Origin of the sequence: Streptomyces silvae, assembly GCF_016745505.1 — a bacterium.
Taxonomy (GTDB): domain Bacteria; phylum Actinomycetota; class Actinomycetes; order Streptomycetales; family Streptomycetaceae; genus Streptomyces; species Streptomyces silvae.
Genome location: NZ_JAERUC010000149.1, coordinates 38,720 through 55,528 on the forward strand (window position 1 = coordinate 38,720; position 16,809 = coordinate 55,528).

The following is a 16,809-nucleotide window of genomic DNA, read 5'->3' on the forward strand; positions in this document are numbered from 1 at the left end:
TCGTACAATGGAGGCCCCTGTACGAAGTGGAGCCACCGTGACGACGAACGCCGCTCGCGTGCTCGCCCACCCCTCGCGCGAGGAGATCCGCGTCGAAGGAGTGCTCCACGCGCTGTCCGATCCGATCAGACTGCGGATCGTGCGCCAACTGGCGGGCGCCACCGACGAACAGGCCTGCTCCCGCTTCGACCTCCCGGTCTCCAAGTCCACCACGACGCACCACTTCAGGGTGCTCCGCGAGAACGGCGTCATCGCCCAGTTCTACCGGGGCACGGCCAAGCTGAGCTGCGTACGGACCGAGGACCTGGACGCCCTCTTCCCCGGTCTGCTGGACAGCGTCCTCGCCGGTGTGGACCTTCAGGCCGAGCGCCTCGGCCGGGCCGACGCCTCCGCGCCCGCAGCGGCGGGGCCCGCCTAGCGGGAATCACCCCGGGCCGCGTCGAGCAGCCCGGACCAGTCGGGGATCTTCACCCGCCCGCGTCCGAGCGAGCGGCCGAGCTCGGACTCGGCGCGTTCGATGGACAGCCAGCCGTCCCACTCCACCGGCAGCAGCCCCTGGTCCCGGAGCACCCCCAGCGGGTCGGCGGGCACCTCACGGCCGAGGAGCAGCGGGGCGTCGTCGAGCAGCGAGGCGACCGTCTCCTTCGCGCACGACCTGTTCGAGCCGATCACCCCGGTGGGGCCACGCTTGATCCACCCGGCGACGTACTCCCCGGGCGACGCCTTCCCGTCCCTGACCACCCGGCCCGCCAGATGCGGCACGGTGCCGCTCACCGGGTCGAAGGGCAGACCGGGCAGGGGCGTCCCCCGGTAGCCCACCGCCCGCAGCACGAGCTGGGCCTCGATGTCCTCGTACGCCCCGGTGTCCTGGACACCTCCGGCCCCGTCCGGGGCCGTCCGGGCGAACCGCACCCCCGCGACCCGGCCGTCCCGCTCCAGCAGGGCGGCCGGCCGCAGGAAGAACCGCAGCCGGACGCGGCGCTCCCCGTCGGGCGCGGCCGGCGGAGGATCCGCCGCCCATCCGCGCAGCACGTCGAGATTGCGCCGGACCACGGCGGGCAGGGGAGTGCCCCGGTCCCCGGCAGCCGCGTACGCCGGATCACGTGCGAGCTCCGCCCCGTCGACGACGATCCGCGCCCCGGGGAGCCCGCCGAGCTCGCGCAGCTCCTTGGTGGTGAACCTGGCCTGCGAGGGCCCGCGCCTCCCGACGACGTGGACCTCACGCACCCTGCTCGCCTCCAGCGCGTCGAGCGCGGCCGGCGGCACGTCGGTGCCCCGCAGTTCGGCGGCGCCGCGGGCGAGGATGCGGGCCACGTCCACCGCCACGTTGCCGACCCCGACCACCACGGCCGAACGGGCCCGGAGCGCGGAACCGTCGACGGCCGCGTCCGGGTGGGCGCTGTACCAGGAGACGAACTCGGTGGCCGAGAAACTCCCCGGCAGTTCCTCACCGGGAACGCCGAGCGGGCGGTCGGCGGCGGCACCGACGCAGTAGACCACCGCGTGGTAGAGCTCCTTGAGCCGGTCGGGTGACACCCCGCCCGGGCCGCCCACCCCGACATGGCCGACGAAGGTGATCCGGTCGTCCTCCAGGACCGACCGGAGACTGCCCTGGAGCGACTTGATCTTCTCGTGGTCGGGCGCCACGCCGTAGCGGACGAGCCCGTACGGGGTGGGCAGCCGGTCCAGCACATGCACCCGCACATCCGGCACCCGCGACTGCTCCAGCAGGGACTGGGCCGTGTAGACCCCGCTGGGTCCCGAACCCACGACGGCGACACGGAGCACGGCGCACCTCCTCCGGCAGGCTCCCTCCAGCATGGCACCGCGGGAGGGAAGCGGGGGAGGCTCGCGGACCCGGCGGCCCGCCGATCCCCGTCGGGTCCGGCGAGGCCCTTCAGGTCCGGTGGGGCCTGTCAGGTCACCGCCGGGGCCCTTCAGGTCATCAGTCCGCGCATCCGGTCGATCTCCACGGTCTGCTGGGCGACGACGTCGTTGGCCATCTCCTCCACCAGCACGTTGTTGCCGTCGGCGAGCGCCTCGGTCGCCATGGTGACCGCCCCCTGGTGGTGGGTGATCATCAGCTCCAGGAACAGCCGGTCGAACGCCTTGCCGTGCGCGGCCCGGAGCTGCGTGATCTGCTGGTCGGTCGCCATACCGGGCATGGCGGCGTGGTCCTCGTGCGTCTCCTCGCGGTCATCCCCGCCGTTCTTCTTCAGCCAGCCCTCCATGGCGCCGATCTCGGGCTTCTGGGCGGCCGATATGCGTTTCGCCAGCCGCTCGACGGAGGTGGAGGCGGCCCGCCCGGGGACGAGGCCGGTGAGCACGAGTGCCTGCTCGTGATGGGCGATCATCATGCGCGCGTAGCGGAAGTCGGCGGAGTTGGGGGTGTCGTCCCCGGCGGCCTTCACCGCCTCGTCGGCCGAGAGCGTCCTGGCCGGTTCGCCGGGCTTCCCGGGAGCCACGACCGAAGGCCCCTCGTCCGCCCCGGCCTTCGCCCCGTCGCCGCCGTCGTCGCAGCCGCCCAGGGAGAGGACGGCGGCCACGAGCGCCGCCGCCAGAGCTGCTGTGCGCACGCGGGTGTTCCGACGGTGCATCAACACGACGACCTCCATTGCCCCATGAGTGTGTTGCGGACAGTCTTCCCGCCTCACACCCGGCCCGTGATCAAAAACTTTATTACGTCTCTGTTGCCGTCTGTTGGTGTGTACATGATACGGGTCATACTGCCGGGGTCCATGAACCGTTCGTCGACGAACGGACACTAGGGAGGACGCAGTGACCTCGTTGCACACCACCAGCGTGCGGAGGAGACGTCTGGGTGTGGTGACAGCCGCGGCCGGACTCATTGCCACGCTGTTCACGGCCGGGCCCGCAGCCGCGACCCCCGATCCGGGTGACGCCGCCACCACCCGCAGCGGTGTCTCCGTGAGCGAACAGGCCGAAGCCAGAGCCGCCATCGAGAGCGGCGAGATACCCGGCGTGGACGAGATCGTCCACAGCTCCAACATCAAGCACCTCGCCAACGTCCCCAAGGACGCGCTGAAGGGGCTCAACACGGACCTGGCCTTCCAGGGGAAGTACGCGTACGCCGGCAACTACGACGGCTTCCGCATCTTCGACATCAGCAACCCGAAGAAGCCGAGGACCGTCTCGCAGGTCCTCTGCCCCGGCTCGCAGAACGACATCTCCGTCTCGGGGAACCTGCTCTTCCTGTCGACCGACTCCTCGCGCAGCGACAACTCCTGTGCGAGCACGACGCAGCCGGCCACGGAGAAGTCCTCCTGGGAGGGCATGAAGGTCTTCGACATCAGCGACAAGCGTCACCCGAAGTACGTCGCCGCCGTCGAGACCGCGTGCGGGTCGCACACCCACACGATCATTCCGGAGCGCAAGAACGTCTACGTGTACGTCTCCTCGTACTCGCCGAACGAGACGTTCCCGGACTGCCAGCCCCCGCACGACGGGATCTCCGTCATCAAGGTGCCGCGCAGCGCGCCCGAGAAGTCCCGGATCGTGAACTTCCCGGTGCTCTTCCCGGACGGCGGCAACCCGGGTGCGCCGACCAACCCCGGCGTCTCCAAGACCACCGGATGCCACGACATCACCGTGCTGCCCTCGAAGGACCTGGCGGCCGGGGCTTGCATGGGCGACGGGCTGCTGTTCTCCATCAAGGACCCGGAGAACCCCAAGATCATCGACCGTGTCCAGGACAACGTGAACTTCGCGTTCTGGCACTCCGCCACCTTCAACCAGAAGGCCGACAAGGTCGTCTTCACCGATGAGCTCGGCGGCGGCGGCGCGGCCACCTGCAACGACGAGATCGGCCCCGACCGCGGTGCCGACGGCATCTACGACATCACCGGCAAGGGCGACCACCGCAAGCTGGTCTTCCGCTCCTACTTCAAGATCGACCGCCCGCAGGCCGACACCGAGGTCTGTGTCGCGCACAACGGCTCGATCATCCCGGTCAAGGGCCGCGACCTGATGGTCCAGGCCTGGTACCAGGGCGGGGTCTCCGTGTGGGACTTCACCAACTCCTCGAAGCCCAAGGAGATCGCGTACTTCGAGCGCGGCCCGGTCACCCTGGACGAGGTCACCACGGCCGGCCCGTGGTCGGCGTACTACTACAACGGCTACATCTACTCCAACGACATCGAGAAGGGCTTCGACGTCCTGAAGCTCGACGACCGTCGGACCGACCCGGCGAAGAAGGTGCGGCTGAAGGAGCTCAACGTCCAGACGCAGCCGGACTACTTCGACCGCTGATCCACCGTCTTCCCCGCACATGAACGCGAGTGCCCCGCCGGACGGTCTCCGCCCGGCGGGGCACGTTTATCTCATTGACCGCCGGGCGGCACGGGGACATGCTGTACCCCTGATTCCGGCGATGCGGGGGATCGCCGGAATCAGCCGGGGCGGCGCCCGACCGGTCAGGCCGCGGGCCGCACGCTCGTACCCGCGGCAGCGGCCCACTCCACGAGGAGGCGCTGGTACTCCGACTCGTCGGCCGGGGACAGCAGTCCGCCCGAGCGCTGCCACAGGGTGCGGATCTCTTCGTTGACCACGGAGGCGGGGCGCACGGCGGCGGACGGGTTCGGATACGGGGACATGTCCACCAAACTAAACCCCCGCGGGGCCTTCGGACCCCCTCCGGGGCAGGGATATCCCTCACACCGTCTCCCGGAATCCTTCACGAACCGCCTGTGTCGCGGGTCTCCCCGGCGCGTTCCGTGAGCCGCAGCGCCCGGAGCGCGTCCGGCCGCTCCGCCACCGGCAGATGGTCCACGAAACGCACCTCACAGCCCACGGCGGCCGCACCGGCGTCCGCGTGGCGGTCGTCACCGACCATGACCACGTCCGCGGGATCGAGCCCCAGCAGCCCGCACGCCGTACGGAACAGACGCGGATCGGGCTTCTGGACGCCGTGTTCGTAGGACAGGACGTACGCGTCGACGAACGCGTCCAGGCCGTGCGCGCGGAAGACGGGGCGCAGGTCCCAGCCGATGTTGCTGACGACCCCCACCGCGACACCGTCCCGGCGCAGGCCGTGCAGGACCTCCTCCGCGTCGGGGTACGGCTGCCAGGCGCCGGGGTTCATATGGCGGTCGTACAGCGCGTCGTACAGGCCCGGGTCCGGAAGGTCCGCCTCGCGGGCCAGCCCGGTGAACGCCTCCCTGTGCGTCCGCGCGCTGCTGTCGCGAGCGGCCCACGCGGCGGCCAGCGACGGCGGGATCCGGGCGGGGGCCGGGCCGCCGGGCAGCGCCCCCGCCGTGGTCAGCCGGCGCGCCCAGTCCGCGAAGTCGGCCTGCTCCACGGCCGTGGAGCGCGCGTCCAGGACGGCGCGCAGCCACGCCTCGACGGACTCGATCCGGAAGAGGGTCCCGGAGAAGTCGAAAAGCACACCCTTGATCTGCATGGGCCGATCCTCCCCGCCTCCGGTGAGGATCTACAAGGGCACGTCCCCGTCGCCGGCCGGCCTCCGCGTGCGCGCGGTGTACCCGGCCACGGAGAACGCGGCCACGGCGCCTCCCAGCAGGATTCCGCCCAGCACGTCGCTCAGCCAGTGCACGCCCAGATAGACACGGGTGAAGGCCACACCGGCCACCGAGACCACCGCGAGCACCAGTGAGCCCCACCACAGGGACGGCCGCACGCCGTGCAGGCGCAGCAGCCACACGAGCAGCGCGCAGGTCACCGCCGCCGTCATGGCGTGCCCCGACGGGAAGGCCGCGTAATGCGCCGAGTCCACCGGGTCGGGCCACTGCGGGCGGTTCCGGTCCACAGCCGCCTTGAGGCCCTGCTGGACGAGAGCGGCGAGCAGACAGGTCGCCGCGACCCACCCCGCCAGCAGCCGGGAGCCGCGCCACCACAGGGCGATCACGACGACCGCCGTCAGTACGCGCATGGCCCAGGGGTCCCACACCCAGTCCGTCAGCACCCGGCTGACCCGGACGAGCCCCGGCCGGGTCACCGCCTCGCGGTGCAGCGCCTCGGCCACCGTCGTGTCCAGGGACATCAGGGGCGACCAGCGCACCGCGACCAGCACGAGCAGGACGACGGACAGCGAGGCGCAGACGAGGCCGGTGATCAGGGAGGGAGCCCGGGTGCGCGAGGGGCGGGGAGGGGAGTACATGGGGAGATCCTCGTCCACCAGACGTGCGTGAAGCTATCCCAGAGCCCTGAGGCCCGGCACGAAGGCCACCAGCAGGGGCACGACGGGCACGAGCGCCGCGGCGGCGGTCAGCCGCAGCCGGCGCCCCGCGGTGAGCCGCTCCACGGGGGCGAGCAACCGGTTCACCCTGAGCGGCAGATGGGCGCCGGAGGCCGGGGCGGGGCCGAACACACCGCGGTCCTCGTTGAGTTCGACCAGGGCCAGGGCGATCGTCAGACGCCCGAAGCGCCGTGACGCCACGTCGTCCGCGGCCAGTTCGACCAGGCGGTGCATCTCGTCGCGGAACGCGGCGAACACCGGCACCTGCGGAAATCCCGTCGCCAGCGCGTCCGAGCAGTGCAGCAGCCAGTCGTGACGGGCCCGGGCGTGCCCCTGCTCGTGGGCCAGCACGGCATCGAGCTGACGCCCCTTCAGCCGTCCCAGCGCGGCGGTGGTGATGACCAGCTGGGGCGCGGCCCCCGGCAGCCACCAGGCGTCGGCACGCTCGCCCTCCAGCACGACGAGGCGCCCGCCGCCGGGCTCCTCGCCCGGCATCAGCGGGGAACGGACCAGCAGTTCGGCGCGCCCCCTCCTGCGCCGGGCCCGGGCGCGGAGGATCTCCCGTACGAGCATGGTGGCCGACCACAGCCCGCCGAACGCCAGCAGGACCGCGATGACCGCCGACCACGGCCCGTACGCGGCGAGGGCGTACGCCTCGACCACCGCGTGCGGAGCGGGCGCGAAGACATGGCCGCGGACCGCCTGCCAGGCGGCGGCCGCGCTGAGGGTCATGGAGAGCCCGAACGACACCAGCACACCGGCGACCACGCACTGCCAGACCCACAGGGCCACGACCGGCTCGCGCTCCGGCCACCGGGCCCTCGCCATCAGGCCCGGGGCCACGACGGCGGCCAGTGCACCGAGCAGCAGCAGCGCGAGGGAGACCAACATGGCGTCAGCCTATGAGCGCCGACTGCCCGCGGGTATGGCCGCGCGCGCCAAGTGACGTACGACACGGGGTGAGGGCCCGCTGTCTCACAGAGTGAGCAGCATGGCGAACATGCCTATCCCCATGGTCAGCCTGCACGCCAGGGCCAGCTCCGGCCGCGCGCCCCAGGCCGGCGCGGACCCGCCGCCGCTGCCGCCGGCCGGCACCCCGGCGGGCGCGGGGGCCGGTATCAGCCGTCCCGCTGCGTGCAGGACGTAGAGCGCGTAGTAGACCAGCAGCGCCCCCGTCAGGACGGGGATGCCCCCGGCGGACCCGGCCGCGGCCGCCCCGTGACCGGTGTGACCGCCGCCCCCGGCATGACCGGCCGCCGGCGCCATGGCCAGGGCCATGTAGACCATGGCCAGTGAGCCGACCAGATGGTGCAGATGGTGGCCGCCGCCCCGGGCGGACGCGACCGCGTGCAGCGCGGCGGCGCCGAACACCACCACGTACACCACCCACATCCACTCCGGGAGTGTGAGCAGGGCCGCGGGCACCGCCATCGCGGCCATCCCGAACCCCATCAGTGCCTCGGCGCGCGCCGATCCGCGTTCGCGCCGCGTGCCGTCGCGGGTCCTCAGCAGGCAGTACGCCCCTGTGGCCGCGCACAACACCATGAGCAGCCAGCCGGACAGCGCCGGTCCGTGCACGGTGCACCTCCCCCTACGGCGGATCATGCCGGTGTCGTCCCATCGATGCCCCGTCCGGGCCGCCGCTACCGGGGCGCATTGGGGTACTGGGGGAGCGCGCCAGGGGCCTGCGGGGGGCGGCCGGGGCCGGGTTAGTCTCGGGAGAGCACCCTTGGCAGAGCACACCACCGGAGAAGAGCCACATGGACAGCGCACCGGCCACGGCACGGGCAGAACTCACCTTCCGCGACGCGACCGGCGACGACGTGCCGGTCCTGGTGCGACTCGTCGAGTCCGCCTACCGGGGCGACGCGAGCCGGGCCGGCTGGACCACCGAGGCGGACATCCTCCAGGGGCAGCGCACCGACGCCGACGGGGTGCGCGAGATCCTCGCGACCCCCTCCGGCAAGATCCTCGTCGCCGAGACGGACGGTGCGCCGGTCGCCTGCTGCCAGCTCGAACACCGGGGGAAGGCCGCGTACTTCGGCATGTTCGCCGTCACGCCGGAGCTCCAGGGCTCGGGTCTCGGCAAGGTCATCATCGCCGAGGCGGAGCGCACCGCCCGCGAGGACTGGGGCGCCGGCGAGATGCACATGACGGTGATCTCGGTCCGCGAGGAGCTGATCGCCTGGTACGAGCGCCGGGGCTACCGCCGTACGGGAGAGCTCACGCCCTTCCCGTACGGCGACGAGCGCTTCGGCATCCCGCAGCGCGACGACCTCGTGTTCGAACTCCTGGTCAAGGAGCTGTAGGGCGCGGGGAACGCAGCACGCCGCAGGGGCTCAGGCGGTGAAGCGGCCCGCGCGCCGGATCTCCGGGTAGTCGGTCGTCGCGCCGTCCAGTCCCAGCGCCCGGACCAGACGCAGATGGTCGGGGGTGTTGACCACCCAGCCGATCACCCTCAGGCCCTCCGCGTGCGCGTGCTCGACCACCTCGAGGGTGAGGCGGCGGATGTTCAGGGCGAGCGTCGCCGCGCCCACCGCCTTCGCCCGGTCCACCACATCGGCCTCCCAGCGGCTGGCGATGAGCACCGTGCGCACGCCCGGGACCAGCTGCGCGATCTCGGCGACCGCCTCGTCGTGGAACGACGACACCTCGACCCGGCCGGCCAGGTCGCGCCGCCGCATCACCTCGGCCAGCGCCCGCGCCGCCGCCACGTCCTTGATCTCGGCCTGGACGGGGGAGCCGATCGCGTCGAGCACCTCCTCGAAGACGGGCACCCGCTCGCCCTGCCCGGCGTCGAGCTCCCGGAGCTCCGCCAGCGTCTTCTCGGCGATCAGGCCGCGCCCGTCCGTCGTACGGTCCACGGCCGCGTCGTGCATGACGGCGAGCGCGCCGTCCTTGCTCAGATGGAGATCCAGTTCGACGGCGTCCATACCGGCCTGCTCCGCGTGCGCGAACGAGCGCAGCGTGTTCTCCGGCTCGACGCCCATGACCCCGCGATGACCGATGGTGAGAAAAGTCAAGGCACTCCCCGCTTCCGTCCGTGGTGTTCGCCCCGCGTGCGGCTCCTACCCCCCAGGGAACCAGTTCTCGCGTGCAGGACGCCCTCTGCCCTGCCAGCCGGGCGGAAGAAGTTGTCTCATCGAGGTGTGGCAGGAAAAATAACGGTGAACATTGGAGTCGGCAGGATAATTTTCTGCCCTCCACTTGTCCGAAGGAACCGGAGATGGATACGGTTACTTGACGCGAGGTTCTCCCGTGAAGGAAGTGTTATGACGGAAATTCTTGAGCATGCCGCCGCCACCGGCGCGATAGCTTCTGCCCAGCGGGTTGTGGAGCATCCGGCCTGGCCGGTGCTCAAGAGTGCCGTTGAGGAGCTCCGCCCCTGGCAGTCCAAGGACGGCTCCATCGACTTCGATGCCGACGGCGCCCCTTCCGCCGAGGCGGCCGGAGCCGTCGTCGAGCGCGTGATCACCGCAGTCGAGCAGCTCTCCCCGCTGCTCCCGCACGACGACGCCTACCACCGCGCCCTCGTCACCGATCTGCGCCGCTGGGCCGCCGACGGCTTCGGCGTCCCGGACTTCCTCGACTCCCTGCTCGCCTTCCAGCCGGCCAGGAACCGCGCGGACGGACTCCAGCACCTGGTCGTCTTCGCGATGTACACGCAGAACGGCAACCCGGACCGCAATCTCGAAGCCGTCGTGCTGCGGATGGTCTGGCCCGAGTGGCTCGCCGAGCTGGAGGCCACCCGGTACGACAACCCGCTGTTCTGCGGGATCACCTTCGAGGACTTCACCTCGGGATACGACACCAACTCCGCCGTGCTCTTCCCCGAGACCATCGCCGTACGCGAGGCGCCGGAGCGCTTCAGCTGGGGCGGCATCTTCTGCGACCGCGAGGCCGCCCGCTTCCGCCGCGTGACGGAGGCGTCCGTCGAGCTGCTGAGCGTCGAGCTGCCCGACGACATCCGCGAGATGCTCGGCGACCAGAAGCGCTGCGAGCAGGCCTTCGTGCTCTGGGACATGGTCCACGACCGCACCCACAGCCACGGCGACCTGCCCTTCGACCCGTTCATGATCAAGCAGCGCCAGCCGTTCTGGATGTACGGGCTGGAGGAGCTGCGCTGCGACCTCACCGCCTTCCGGGAGGCCGTGAAGCTGGAGGCCGACGGCTTCGGCCAGGGCCGCGACGTCCAGTTCGCCGTGCTCTTCGACCGGATGTTCCGCTTCCCCGTCACCGGTGAGCGCGTGCGCAACTACGACGGTCTGGGCGGTCAGCTCCTCTTCGCCTACCTGCACAAGCACGACGTGGTCCGCTGGACCGACAACACCCTCAAGATCGACTGGGCCCGCGCCCCGGAGGTCACGAACCAGCTCTGCGGTGAGATCGAGAAGCTCTACCGCGACGGCATCGACCGCCCCAAGCTCGTGCACTGGTTCGCGGCGTACGACCTCGTCTCCACCTATCTCGCACCCCACCCCGGATCCCGCTGGGCCAAGGGTCCCGACGCCCTGGACCTCGATCAGCTCCCTCGGAAACTCGTCGACGACGTGCTTCCGGACGAGTTTCCCCTGAGCATGTTCTATGAGGCGCTCTCGAAGAAGCTGAAGCATGTGATCGCCTCCACCAAGGGGATCACCGCGGCGGACGCCGGGCGGGCAGCTGCGTGAGCGCGGGTTCTGAGGAGGCGGTGGCGATGAACGGAACAGGCAGTGCCGACAGCGGCGTGCTCGAGGGCGCGGTGATCGCGGTGGCGGGAGCGGCGGGGCCTGCGGGCCGCGCCACCCTGCTCAGGCTCGCGGAGGCGGGGGCGACCGTGGTCGCCTCCGACGCGAACCCCGAGCGGCTCGTGGAGGCGGTCGACGCCGCGCGCTACGCCCACGGGGGAGCGACCGTCACCGGTGACACGGTCGACCTCCTCGATCCGGCGGCAGCGCGGGAGTGGGCCGTCAAGACCGAGAAGGAGTTCGGCCGGGTCGACGGACTGGTCCACCTCGTCGGCGGCTGGCGCGGCGGCGCCAACTTCGCGGACACCAGCCTGGCCGACTGGGACTATCTCGAGAAGCTGCTGATCCGTACGGTCCAGTCGACGTCGCTCGCCTTCCACGAGGTCCTCCAGCGCAGCGACCTGGGCCGGTACGTCCTGGTCAGCGCGGCCGGCGCCGGCAGCCCCACCGCCGGAAACGCGGCCTACGCGGCGTCCAAGGCGGCCGCAGAGGCGTGGACGCTCGCCCTGGCCGACTCCTTCCGCAAAGCGGGGGGCGACGCGGGCCCGACATCGGCTGCTGCGATCCTGGTCGTCAAGGCACTGGTGCACGACGCGATGCGCGCCGAGCGCCCGAATGCGAAGTTCGCGGGCTTCACGGACGTCACGGAGCTGGCCGAGGCCATCGCCGGGGTCTGGGACATGCCCGCCGGAGAAGTGAACGGAAAGCGTCTGTGGCTGACCCCGCAACCGTAAGGACCGATGCGCGACGTCATCACGATCCGCAGGTACGCGGTTTCGCCAGTGACAACTACGCCGGTGCGCACCCGGAGATCCTGGCGGCCCTCGCCCTCGCCAACGGCGGCCATCAGGTCGCCTACGGCGAGGACGACTACACCGGACACCTCCAGCGGGTCATGCACAGCCACTTCGGCCCCACCGCCGAGGCCTTCCCGGTCTTCAACGGCACCGGGGCGAACGTCGTCGCCCTCCAGGCGCTGGCCGACCGCTGGGGCGCCGTGATCTGCGCCGAGTCCGCCCACATCAACGTGGACGAGGGCGGGGCGCCGGAGCGGGTGGGCGGACTGAAGCTGCTCACCGTCCCGACCCCCGACGGCAAGCTCACCCCGGAGCTCATCGACCGTGAGGCGTACGGCTGGGACGACGAGCACCGGGCCATGCCGCAGGTCGTCTCGATCACCCAGAACACCGAGCTCGGCACCGTCTACACACCCGCCGAGATCCGCGCCATCTGCGAGCACGCCCACGCGCACGGGATGAAGGTCCATCTCGACGGCGCCCGGATAGCCAACGCCGCCGCGTCGCTGGACGTGCCCATGCGCACGTTCACCAACACGGTCGGGGTCGACGTGCTGTCCTTCGGCGGCACCAAGAACGGCGCGCTCTTCGGCGAGGCCGTCGTCGTCCTGAACCCGGACGCGGTCCGGGCGATGAGGCATCTGCGCAAGCTGTCGATGCAGCTCGCCTCCAAGATGCGCTTCGTCTCGGTCCAGCTGGAGGCGCTGCTCGCGAAGGACCTCTGGCTGCGCAACGCGCGCCACGCCAACGCCATGGCCCAGCGGCTCGCGGACGGGGTCCGGACCGTGGACGGCGTGGAGATCCTCCACCCCGTCCAGGCCAACGCCGTGTTCGCGCGACTGCCGCACGAGGTGACCGAGCGGCTGCAGAAGCGGTTCCGGTTCTACTTCTGGGACGAGAAGGCCGGGGACGTCCGCTGGATGTGCGCGTTCGACACCCGTGAGGACGACGTCGACGCCTTCGTGCTGGCGCTCAAGGAGGAAATGGCCCGGCAGTAGCGAGTGCATAAAGATGCGGTCGACCGGAAATGCATTGCTTCCGGTCGGCCGCATCGTTACGCTCCACGGGCATGGGGCTGATCCAGCACGCCCTGGCCGCCCTGCTGCGGGCCGGGGGCATCGACGCCCGGTTCTCCTTCGGCGAGGAGCGGCCGGCTGCGCGCCGCGACCGGGGTTCAATGAAATGGACTATCCGGTAGTCTATGGCGTACCGCACCCAGAGGCCCTGCACGCGCTGCAGAGCTCACGTGACGGTGAGGAGCCGGCCCGGAACCTTCCGGCGTCGCTCTGAGCACCCCGCCCCCGAACCGCCCTCCGGAGCAATGCACCCATGACCCTGACGATCGCGGTCTCCGACGAGGTCCGCACCCTCGCCCCCGGCTTCACCCATCTCGCCGTCGAGGCGCACGGCCTCGTCAACGGCCCCAGCGACGAGGACAGTTCGGCGCTGCTGGACGACGCGGTCCGGCGGCTCACGGAGCGGCTCGGCGGCCGGGCCCCGCACGAGGACCCGCATGTCGCCGCATGGCGCGAGGTGTACACGGCATTCGGGGCCAAGCCCTCCCGCACCCGCAACTCCGCCGAGGCCCTCGCCCGGCGCGCGCTCACCGATGCCGGACTGCCGCGCATCAACCGCCTGGTCGACCTCTACAACGCGATCAGCGTCGCGCATCTGATCCCGGTCGGCGGCGAGGACACCGACCACATCCGGGGTGCCATGCGGCTCGTGCGCTCCACCGGCCAGGAACCCTTCCCCACGGTCGCGGGCGGCGAGGAGGCGGTGGAGCACCCCGAGCCGGGGGAGGTCGTCTGGCGGGACGACGAGGCCGTCACGTGCAGGCGCTGGAACTGGCGCCAGGGCACGCGCACCCGCCTCACCGAGGAGTCGGTCAACGCCGTCTTCCTCCTGGAGGGACTGACTCCGGCGACCGCGGCGGAGCTCGGCGCCGCGGCCACCGAGCTCGCCGAGTCGCTGGAGAAGATCAGCCCCGGAGCACGGATCACCCTCCACGACCCGGCGTGACGCGTCCTCCGGTGCCCGTGGCGCGTGCGACGGATCAGCCGAGCTCGCGCGCCTCCGCGGGCGTCGGAGCCGTACCGCCGAGGTGGGCCGGGACCCACCAGGTGTCGGCCGCGTCCTTGGGGCGCACCGGGTAGGCGCGCTGGGCGGCCTCCAGGAGCTCCTGGACGCGCTCGCGCAGCCGGCGGGTGATCGCGCCCGCGTACTGGTCGGTGGGGGCCTCCACGGCCTCGCCCACGCGGATGGTGATCGGGGTGTGGCTGCGGCGGAAGTTGCGCGGCCGGCCCTTCGTCCACAGCCGCTGGGTCCCCCAGAGCGCCATCGGGATCAGCGGTACGCCGGCTTCCTGCGCGAGCCGTGCGGCGCCCGACTTGAAGCTCTTCAGCGTGAACGACTGGGAGATCGTCGCCTCGGGGAACACGCCGACGATCTCGCCCGCGCGCAGGGACGCGAGCGCGTGCGCGTAGGCGTCCTCGCCCTGGTTGCGGTCGACGGGGATGTGCTTCATCCCGCGCATCAGCGGACCGGACACCTTGTGCCGGAACACGGACTCCTTCGCCATGAAGCGGACGAGCCGCTTCTGGGGCAGGGCGCCCAGGCCGGTGAAGATGAAGTCCAGATAGCTGATGTGGTTGCTGACCAGAACCGCGCCACCGGTCTTCGGGATGTGCTCCGAACCCTGGGTGTCGATCTTCAGGTCGAGCGCCTTGAACAGCGTGCGAGCGGCGCCGATGACCGGCCGATAGACGAGTTCTGCCATCTGGATGAAGACCCTTCTTCAATGCCTGGGGAGGGTTCTCCCGGCGGAAGTTACGCAGCCGTAGGTTTTCGGCATTGGGGCGATCGTGCCCCATGTGCGACGCCGTGGCCAGCCCCAAAGGGCCCGGCGCGAGAGATTCTCGTCACGTGAATCCTCCGGGAATGTAATGAGACCGTGGGGTGCTGACCCTTTGCGCAGAGCTCTGAGAGGGAGGCCGGGATGGACGGGCGGACGACGGCAGGCACGCTGGACGCGGCCCAACTCGGCGCGGAACTGGGGGATCGGGCCACGCTGGTGCAGTTCTCGACCGCGTTCTGCCAGCCGTGCCGGGCCACCAGGCGCACCCTCGCGGAGGTGGCGGGCATGGTCGAGGGGGTCGCCCACGTCGAGATCGACGCCGAGGCGCATCTCACGCTGGTACGCAGCCTCGGCATCAGCCGGACCCCCACGGTCCTCGTCCTCGACGCGGCCGGCCGCATCGTCCGCCGCGCGGCGGGGCTTCCGCGCACGGTGGACGTCGTCGCCGCGCTGGGAGAGGCGATGTGACGGGCCGTGACGCTTCTCCCACATGACGGGACGCACTTGACTGTGCACACCACGCATCGTCACTCTGACGCTATGCCGCCAGAACCCCTTCTCTTCGGCCGGGTCCATGTCGACCTCGTGCGCCACGCGAGCGCGCGCTGTCCGGGTGCCTGAGAACCCACGGACCCGAACGCCCCCTCGCAGAAGGATCTTTCCCATGACGGCCTCGCCCGACCTCGGCACCTCCCGGACGGCTTCCCCCGAACTCCTCCGCTCCGTCTTCCGGCAGCACGCGGCCGGCGTCGCCGTGATCACGGCCGCCGGTGCCGGTCCGGTCGGCTTCACCGCGACCTCGCTCAACTCCGTCGCCGCCGAGCCACCGCTCATCTCCTTCGGGGTGGGCACCTCGTCCTCCAGCTGGCCCACGGTCGCCGAGGCGGACCACGTGGGCGTGCACATACTCGGCGAGGACCAGCACGAGCTCGCCGCGACCTTCGCCCGCAGCGGCGCCGACCGGTTCGGCCCGTCCACCGACTGGCGCACGGGACCCGAGGGGGTGCCGCTGCTCGGGGGAGTGGTGGCCTGGCTGGTCTGCCGTGTGGTGGCCCGGATCCCGGCGGGGGACCACCGCATCGTGATCGGCGAGGTCGTGGCCGGGGACCCGGCGCGGGGCGGCCGGCCGCTGGTCTACCACCAAGGGCGTTTCACCGCTCTGCGAGACTGAGGGCGAGCAGGGTGCTGCTGGTGCGGAGTCCGTTGGCTACGTCACAGTTCCAAGCGCTTGCTTATGGGTAACGTACTGGGTGTACTGGCGAGTAATATTCGACCGGGAGCCGGGTCGCCCCGACCGGAAACCGCCCGATAAGGCGCCTATGCTGCGTGCAACAAGGCAGCCCAGAAATGACGATGCAGTAGGAGAGCCGGCGTGAGCTTGAGGATCGTTGTCTGTGTGAAGTACGTGCCCGACGCCACCGGCGACCGGCACTTCGCCGATGACCTGACCCTGGACCGTGACGACGTCGACGGTCTGCTGTCGGAGCTCGACGAGTACGCGGTCGAGCAGGCGCTGCAGATCGCCGACGAGGCGGACGACGCGGAGATCACCGTGCTCACGGTGGGTCCCGAGGACGCCAAGGACGCGCTGCGCAAGGCGCTGTCGATGGGTGCGGACAAGGCTGTCCACGTCGAGGACGACGACCTGCACGGCACCGACGTCATCGGCACCTCCCTGGTGCTGGCGAAGGCCGTGGAGAAGACCGGTTACGACCTGGTCATCTGCGGCATGGCGTCGACGGACGGCACCATGGGTGTCCTCCCGGCGCTGCTCGCGGAGCGCCTCGGCGTCCCGCAGGTCACGCTGCTCTCCGAGGTCTCGGTCGAGGGCGGCACGGTCAAGGGCCGCCGTGACGGCGACTCCGCGAGCGAGCAGCTCGAGGCGTCCCTGCCGGCCGTGGTCTCGGTGACCGACCAGTCGGGCGAGGCCCGCTACCCGTCCTTCAAGGGGATCATGGCGGCGAAGAAGAAGCCGGTCGAGTCCCTGGACCTGGAGGACCTGGAGATCGAGGCGGACGAGGTCGGCCTGGGCGGCTCCTGGACCGCGGTGGACTCCGCGGCCGAGCGTCCCGCCCGTACGGCGGGCACGATCGTCAAGGACGAGGGCGAGGGCGGCAAGCAGCTGGCCGAGTTCCTTGCGGGCCAGAAGTTCATCTGAGCCCCGCCGTTCCCTCCATCGCCCCGCCCTCCCTCGCACGCAGGAGATTGAAGTCC

20 protein-coding genes are annotated in these 16,809 nt (G+C 71.1%); 11 read left to right on the forward strand and 9 right to left on the reverse strand.

The genetic code is table 11. From position 1 onward, the window contains the following. The first annotated feature begins 7 nt into the window (after positions 1 to 7). Positions 8 to 418 (forward strand): ArsR/SmtB family transcription factor, encoded by a 411-nt coding sequence (locus JKV81_RS23500; protein WP_202077637.1) that lies wholly within the window; start codon positions 8 to 10, stop codon positions 416 to 418. Here JKV81_RS23500 and JKV81_RS23505 read toward each other — a convergent pair. After that, the gene (locus JKV81_RS23505) at positions 415 to 1,788 is read right to left on the reverse strand and encodes an FAD-dependent oxidoreductase (RefSeq protein ID WP_202077639.1); all 1,374 of its coding nucleotides are present in this window, start codon (positions 1,786 to 1,788) and stop codon (positions 415 to 417) included. The genes JKV81_RS23500 and JKV81_RS23505 overlap by 4 nt on opposite strands. Positions 1,789 to 1,937: 149 nt before the next feature. Beyond that, positions 1,938 to 2,597 carry a DUF305 domain-containing protein gene (locus tag JKV81_RS23510; RefSeq protein WP_236057517.1) on the reverse strand — a complete coding sequence of 220 codons (660 nt, stop codon included), beginning with the start codon at positions 2,595 to 2,597 and terminating at the stop codon, positions 1,938 to 1,940. 181 nt (positions 2,598 to 2,778) lie between these two features. Here JKV81_RS23510 and JKV81_RS23515 point away from each other — a divergent pair, with 181 nt between their 5' ends. Continuing rightward, complete coding sequence (locus JKV81_RS23515; protein WP_099171903.1) at positions 2,779 to 4,269, forward strand: LVIVD repeat-containing protein; 1,491 nt, start codon at positions 2,779 to 2,781, stop codon at positions 4,267 to 4,269. Positions 4,270 to 4,433: 164 nt separating this feature from the next. Here JKV81_RS23515 and JKV81_RS23520 read toward each other — a convergent pair whose 3' ends face one another. The 5 genes from JKV81_RS23520 to JKV81_RS23540 form a co-directional block, all read right to left on the reverse strand. After that, positions 4,434 to 4,613: a hypothetical protein gene (locus tag JKV81_RS23520; protein WP_099172224.1), complete on the reverse strand. Its 180-nt coding sequence runs from the start codon at positions 4,611 to 4,613 to the stop codon at positions 4,434 to 4,436. An 80-nt stretch (positions 4,614 to 4,693) separates the two neighbouring features. Next, a complete protein-coding gene (locus tag JKV81_RS23525; RefSeq protein ID WP_202077643.1) occupies positions 4,694 to 5,419 on the reverse strand; it encodes an HAD family hydrolase in 726 nt (241 codons plus the stop codon). Positions 5,420 to 5,449: 30 nt separating this feature from the next. After that, a complete protein-coding gene (locus tag JKV81_RS23530) occupies positions 5,450 to 6,136 on the reverse strand; it encodes a phosphatase PAP2 family protein (RefSeq protein WP_202077645.1) in 687 nt (228 codons plus the stop codon). Between the two features lie 33 nt (positions 6,137 to 6,169). Then, a complete protein-coding gene (locus JKV81_RS23535) occupies positions 6,170 to 7,105 on the reverse strand; it encodes a M56 family metallopeptidase (RefSeq protein ID WP_202077647.1) in 936 nt (311 codons plus the stop codon). Positions 7,106 to 7,189: 84 nt separating this feature from the next. After that, positions 7,190 to 7,792, reverse strand: coding sequence for a DUF5134 domain-containing protein (locus JKV81_RS23540; RefSeq protein ID WP_202077649.1), 603 nt, complete (start codon positions 7,790 to 7,792; stop codon positions 7,190 to 7,192). Between the two features lie 182 nt (positions 7,793 to 7,974). Between JKV81_RS23540 and JKV81_RS23545 the strand changes: the two genes are divergently transcribed. Continuing rightward, complete coding sequence (locus JKV81_RS23545) at positions 7,975 to 8,523, forward strand: GNAT family N-acetyltransferase (protein ID WP_124278482.1); 549 nt, start codon at positions 7,975 to 7,977, stop codon at positions 8,521 to 8,523. A 30-nt stretch (positions 8,524 to 8,553) separates the two neighbouring features. On the opposite strand, the gene JKV81_RS23550 is transcribed toward JKV81_RS23545, so the two are convergent. Next, positions 8,554 to 9,237, reverse strand: a complete 684-nt coding sequence (locus JKV81_RS23550; protein WP_202077651.1) for a glycerophosphodiester phosphodiesterase — start codon at positions 9,235 to 9,237, stop codon at positions 8,554 to 8,556. Between the two features lie 249 nt (positions 9,238 to 9,486). Here JKV81_RS23550 and JKV81_RS23555 point away from each other — a divergent pair, with 249 nt between their 5' ends. The 5 genes from JKV81_RS23555 (at position 9,487) to JKV81_RS23570 (ending at position 13,760) form a co-directional block, all read left to right on the forward strand. Further along, positions 9,487 to 10,884 carry a DUF6421 family protein gene (locus JKV81_RS23555; RefSeq protein ID WP_202077653.1) on the forward strand — a complete coding sequence of 466 codons (1,398 nt, stop codon included), beginning with the start codon at positions 9,487 to 9,489 and terminating at the stop codon, positions 10,882 to 10,884. 26 nt (positions 10,885 to 10,910) lie between these two features. Next, entirely contained in the window at positions 10,911 to 11,675 is a 765-nt protein-coding gene (locus JKV81_RS23560; protein WP_129260822.1) for an SDR family NAD(P)-dependent oxidoreductase, read from the forward strand. Next, positions 11,654 to 12,736 carry a threonine aldolase family protein gene (locus JKV81_RS23565; protein ID WP_202077655.1) on the forward strand — a complete coding sequence of 361 codons (1,083 nt, stop codon included), beginning with the start codon at positions 11,654 to 11,656 and terminating at the stop codon, positions 12,734 to 12,736. The genes JKV81_RS23560 and JKV81_RS23565 overlap by 22 nt, the downstream gene beginning before the upstream one ends. A gap of 71 nt (positions 12,737 to 12,807) precedes the next feature. Further along, the gene (locus JKV81_RS36580; protein ID WP_268980790.1) at positions 12,808 to 12,936 is read left to right on the forward strand and encodes a hypothetical protein; all 129 of its coding nucleotides are present in this window, start codon (positions 12,808 to 12,810) and stop codon (positions 12,934 to 12,936) included. 131 nt (positions 12,937 to 13,067) lie between these two features. Continuing rightward, positions 13,068 to 13,760, forward strand: coding sequence for a B3/B4 domain-containing protein (locus JKV81_RS23570; RefSeq protein WP_129260820.1), 693 nt, complete (start codon positions 13,068 to 13,070; stop codon positions 13,758 to 13,760). 34 nt (positions 13,761 to 13,794) lie between these two features. Here JKV81_RS23570 and JKV81_RS23575 read toward each other — a convergent pair whose 3' ends face one another. After that, on the reverse strand, positions 13,795 to 14,517 hold the full coding sequence (locus JKV81_RS23575; protein WP_099171892.1) for a lysophospholipid acyltransferase family protein: 723 nt from the start codon (positions 14,515 to 14,517) through the stop codon (positions 13,795 to 13,797). A gap of 219 nt (positions 14,518 to 14,736) precedes the next feature. Between JKV81_RS23575 and JKV81_RS23580 the strand changes: the two genes are divergently transcribed. From JKV81_RS23580 to JKV81_RS23590, 3 genes are all read left to right on the forward strand, one after another. Then, positions 14,737 to 15,063, forward strand: a complete 327-nt coding sequence (locus JKV81_RS23580; protein WP_099171891.1) for a TlpA family protein disulfide reductase — start codon at positions 14,737 to 14,739, stop codon at positions 15,061 to 15,063. A 196-nt stretch (positions 15,064 to 15,259) separates the two neighbouring features. Then, positions 15,260 to 15,766: a flavin reductase family protein gene (locus JKV81_RS23585; RefSeq protein WP_099171890.1), complete on the forward strand. Its 507-nt coding sequence runs from the start codon at positions 15,260 to 15,262 to the stop codon at positions 15,764 to 15,766. A 201-nt stretch (positions 15,767 to 15,967) separates the two neighbouring features. Beyond that, positions 15,968 to 16,753 (forward strand): electron transfer flavoprotein subunit beta/FixA family protein, encoded by a 786-nt coding sequence (locus JKV81_RS23590; RefSeq protein ID WP_147962656.1) that lies wholly within the window; start codon positions 15,968 to 15,970, stop codon positions 16,751 to 16,753. Positions 16,754 to 16,809: the final 56 nt, after the last annotated feature.

Bases quoted from the DNA above. Each gene is read 5' to 3' on its own strand.
- JKV81_RS23580 (WP_099171891.1), top strand. From the start codon at position 14,737: ATGGACGGGCGGACGACGGCAGGCACGCTGGACGCGGCCCAACTCGGC.
- JKV81_RS23545 (WP_124278482.1), top strand. From the start codon at position 7,975: ATGGACAGCGCACCGGCCACGGCACGGGCAGAACTCACCTTCCGCGAC.
- JKV81_RS36580 (WP_268980790.1), top strand. From the start codon at position 12,808: ATGGGGCTGATCCAGCACGCCCTGGCCGCCCTGCTGCGGGCCGGGGGC.
- JKV81_RS23575 (WP_099171892.1), bottom strand. From the start codon at position 14,517: ATGGCAGAACTCGTCTATCGGCCGGTCATCGGCGCCGCTCGCACGCTG.
- JKV81_RS23555 (WP_202077653.1), top strand. From the start codon at position 9,487: ATGACGGAAATTCTTGAGCATGCCGCCGCCACCGGCGCGATAGCTTCT.
- JKV81_RS23560 (WP_129260822.1), top strand. From the start codon at position 10,911: ATGAACGGAACAGGCAGTGCCGACAGCGGCGTGCTCGAGGGCGCGGTG.
- JKV81_RS23530 (WP_202077645.1), bottom strand. From the start codon at position 6,136: ATGTACTCCCCTCCCCGCCCCTCGCGCACCCGGGCTCCCTCCCTGATC.
- JKV81_RS23570 (WP_129260820.1), top strand. From the start codon at position 13,068: ATGACCCTGACGATCGCGGTCTCCGACGAGGTCCGCACCCTCGCCCCC.
- JKV81_RS23585 (WP_099171890.1), top strand. From the start codon at position 15,260: ATGACGGCCTCGCCCGACCTCGGCACCTCCCGGACGGCTTCCCCCGAA.
- JKV81_RS23500 (WP_202077637.1), top strand. From the start codon at position 8: ATGGAGGCCCCTGTACGAAGTGGAGCCACCGTGACGACGAACGCCGCT.
- JKV81_RS23520 (WP_099172224.1), bottom strand. From the start codon at position 4,613: ATGTCCCCGTATCCGAACCCGTCCGCCGCCGTGCGCCCCGCCTCCGTG.
- JKV81_RS23535 (WP_202077647.1), bottom strand. From the start codon at position 7,105: ATGTTGGTCTCCCTCGCGCTGCTGCTGCTCGGTGCACTGGCCGCCGTC.
- JKV81_RS23510 (WP_236057517.1), bottom strand. From the start codon at position 2,597: ATGCACCGTCGGAACACCCGCGTGCGCACAGCAGCTCTGGCGGCGGCG.
- JKV81_RS23525 (WP_202077643.1), bottom strand. From the start codon at position 5,419: ATGCAGATCAAGGGTGTGCTTTTCGACTTCTCCGGGACCCTCTTCCGG.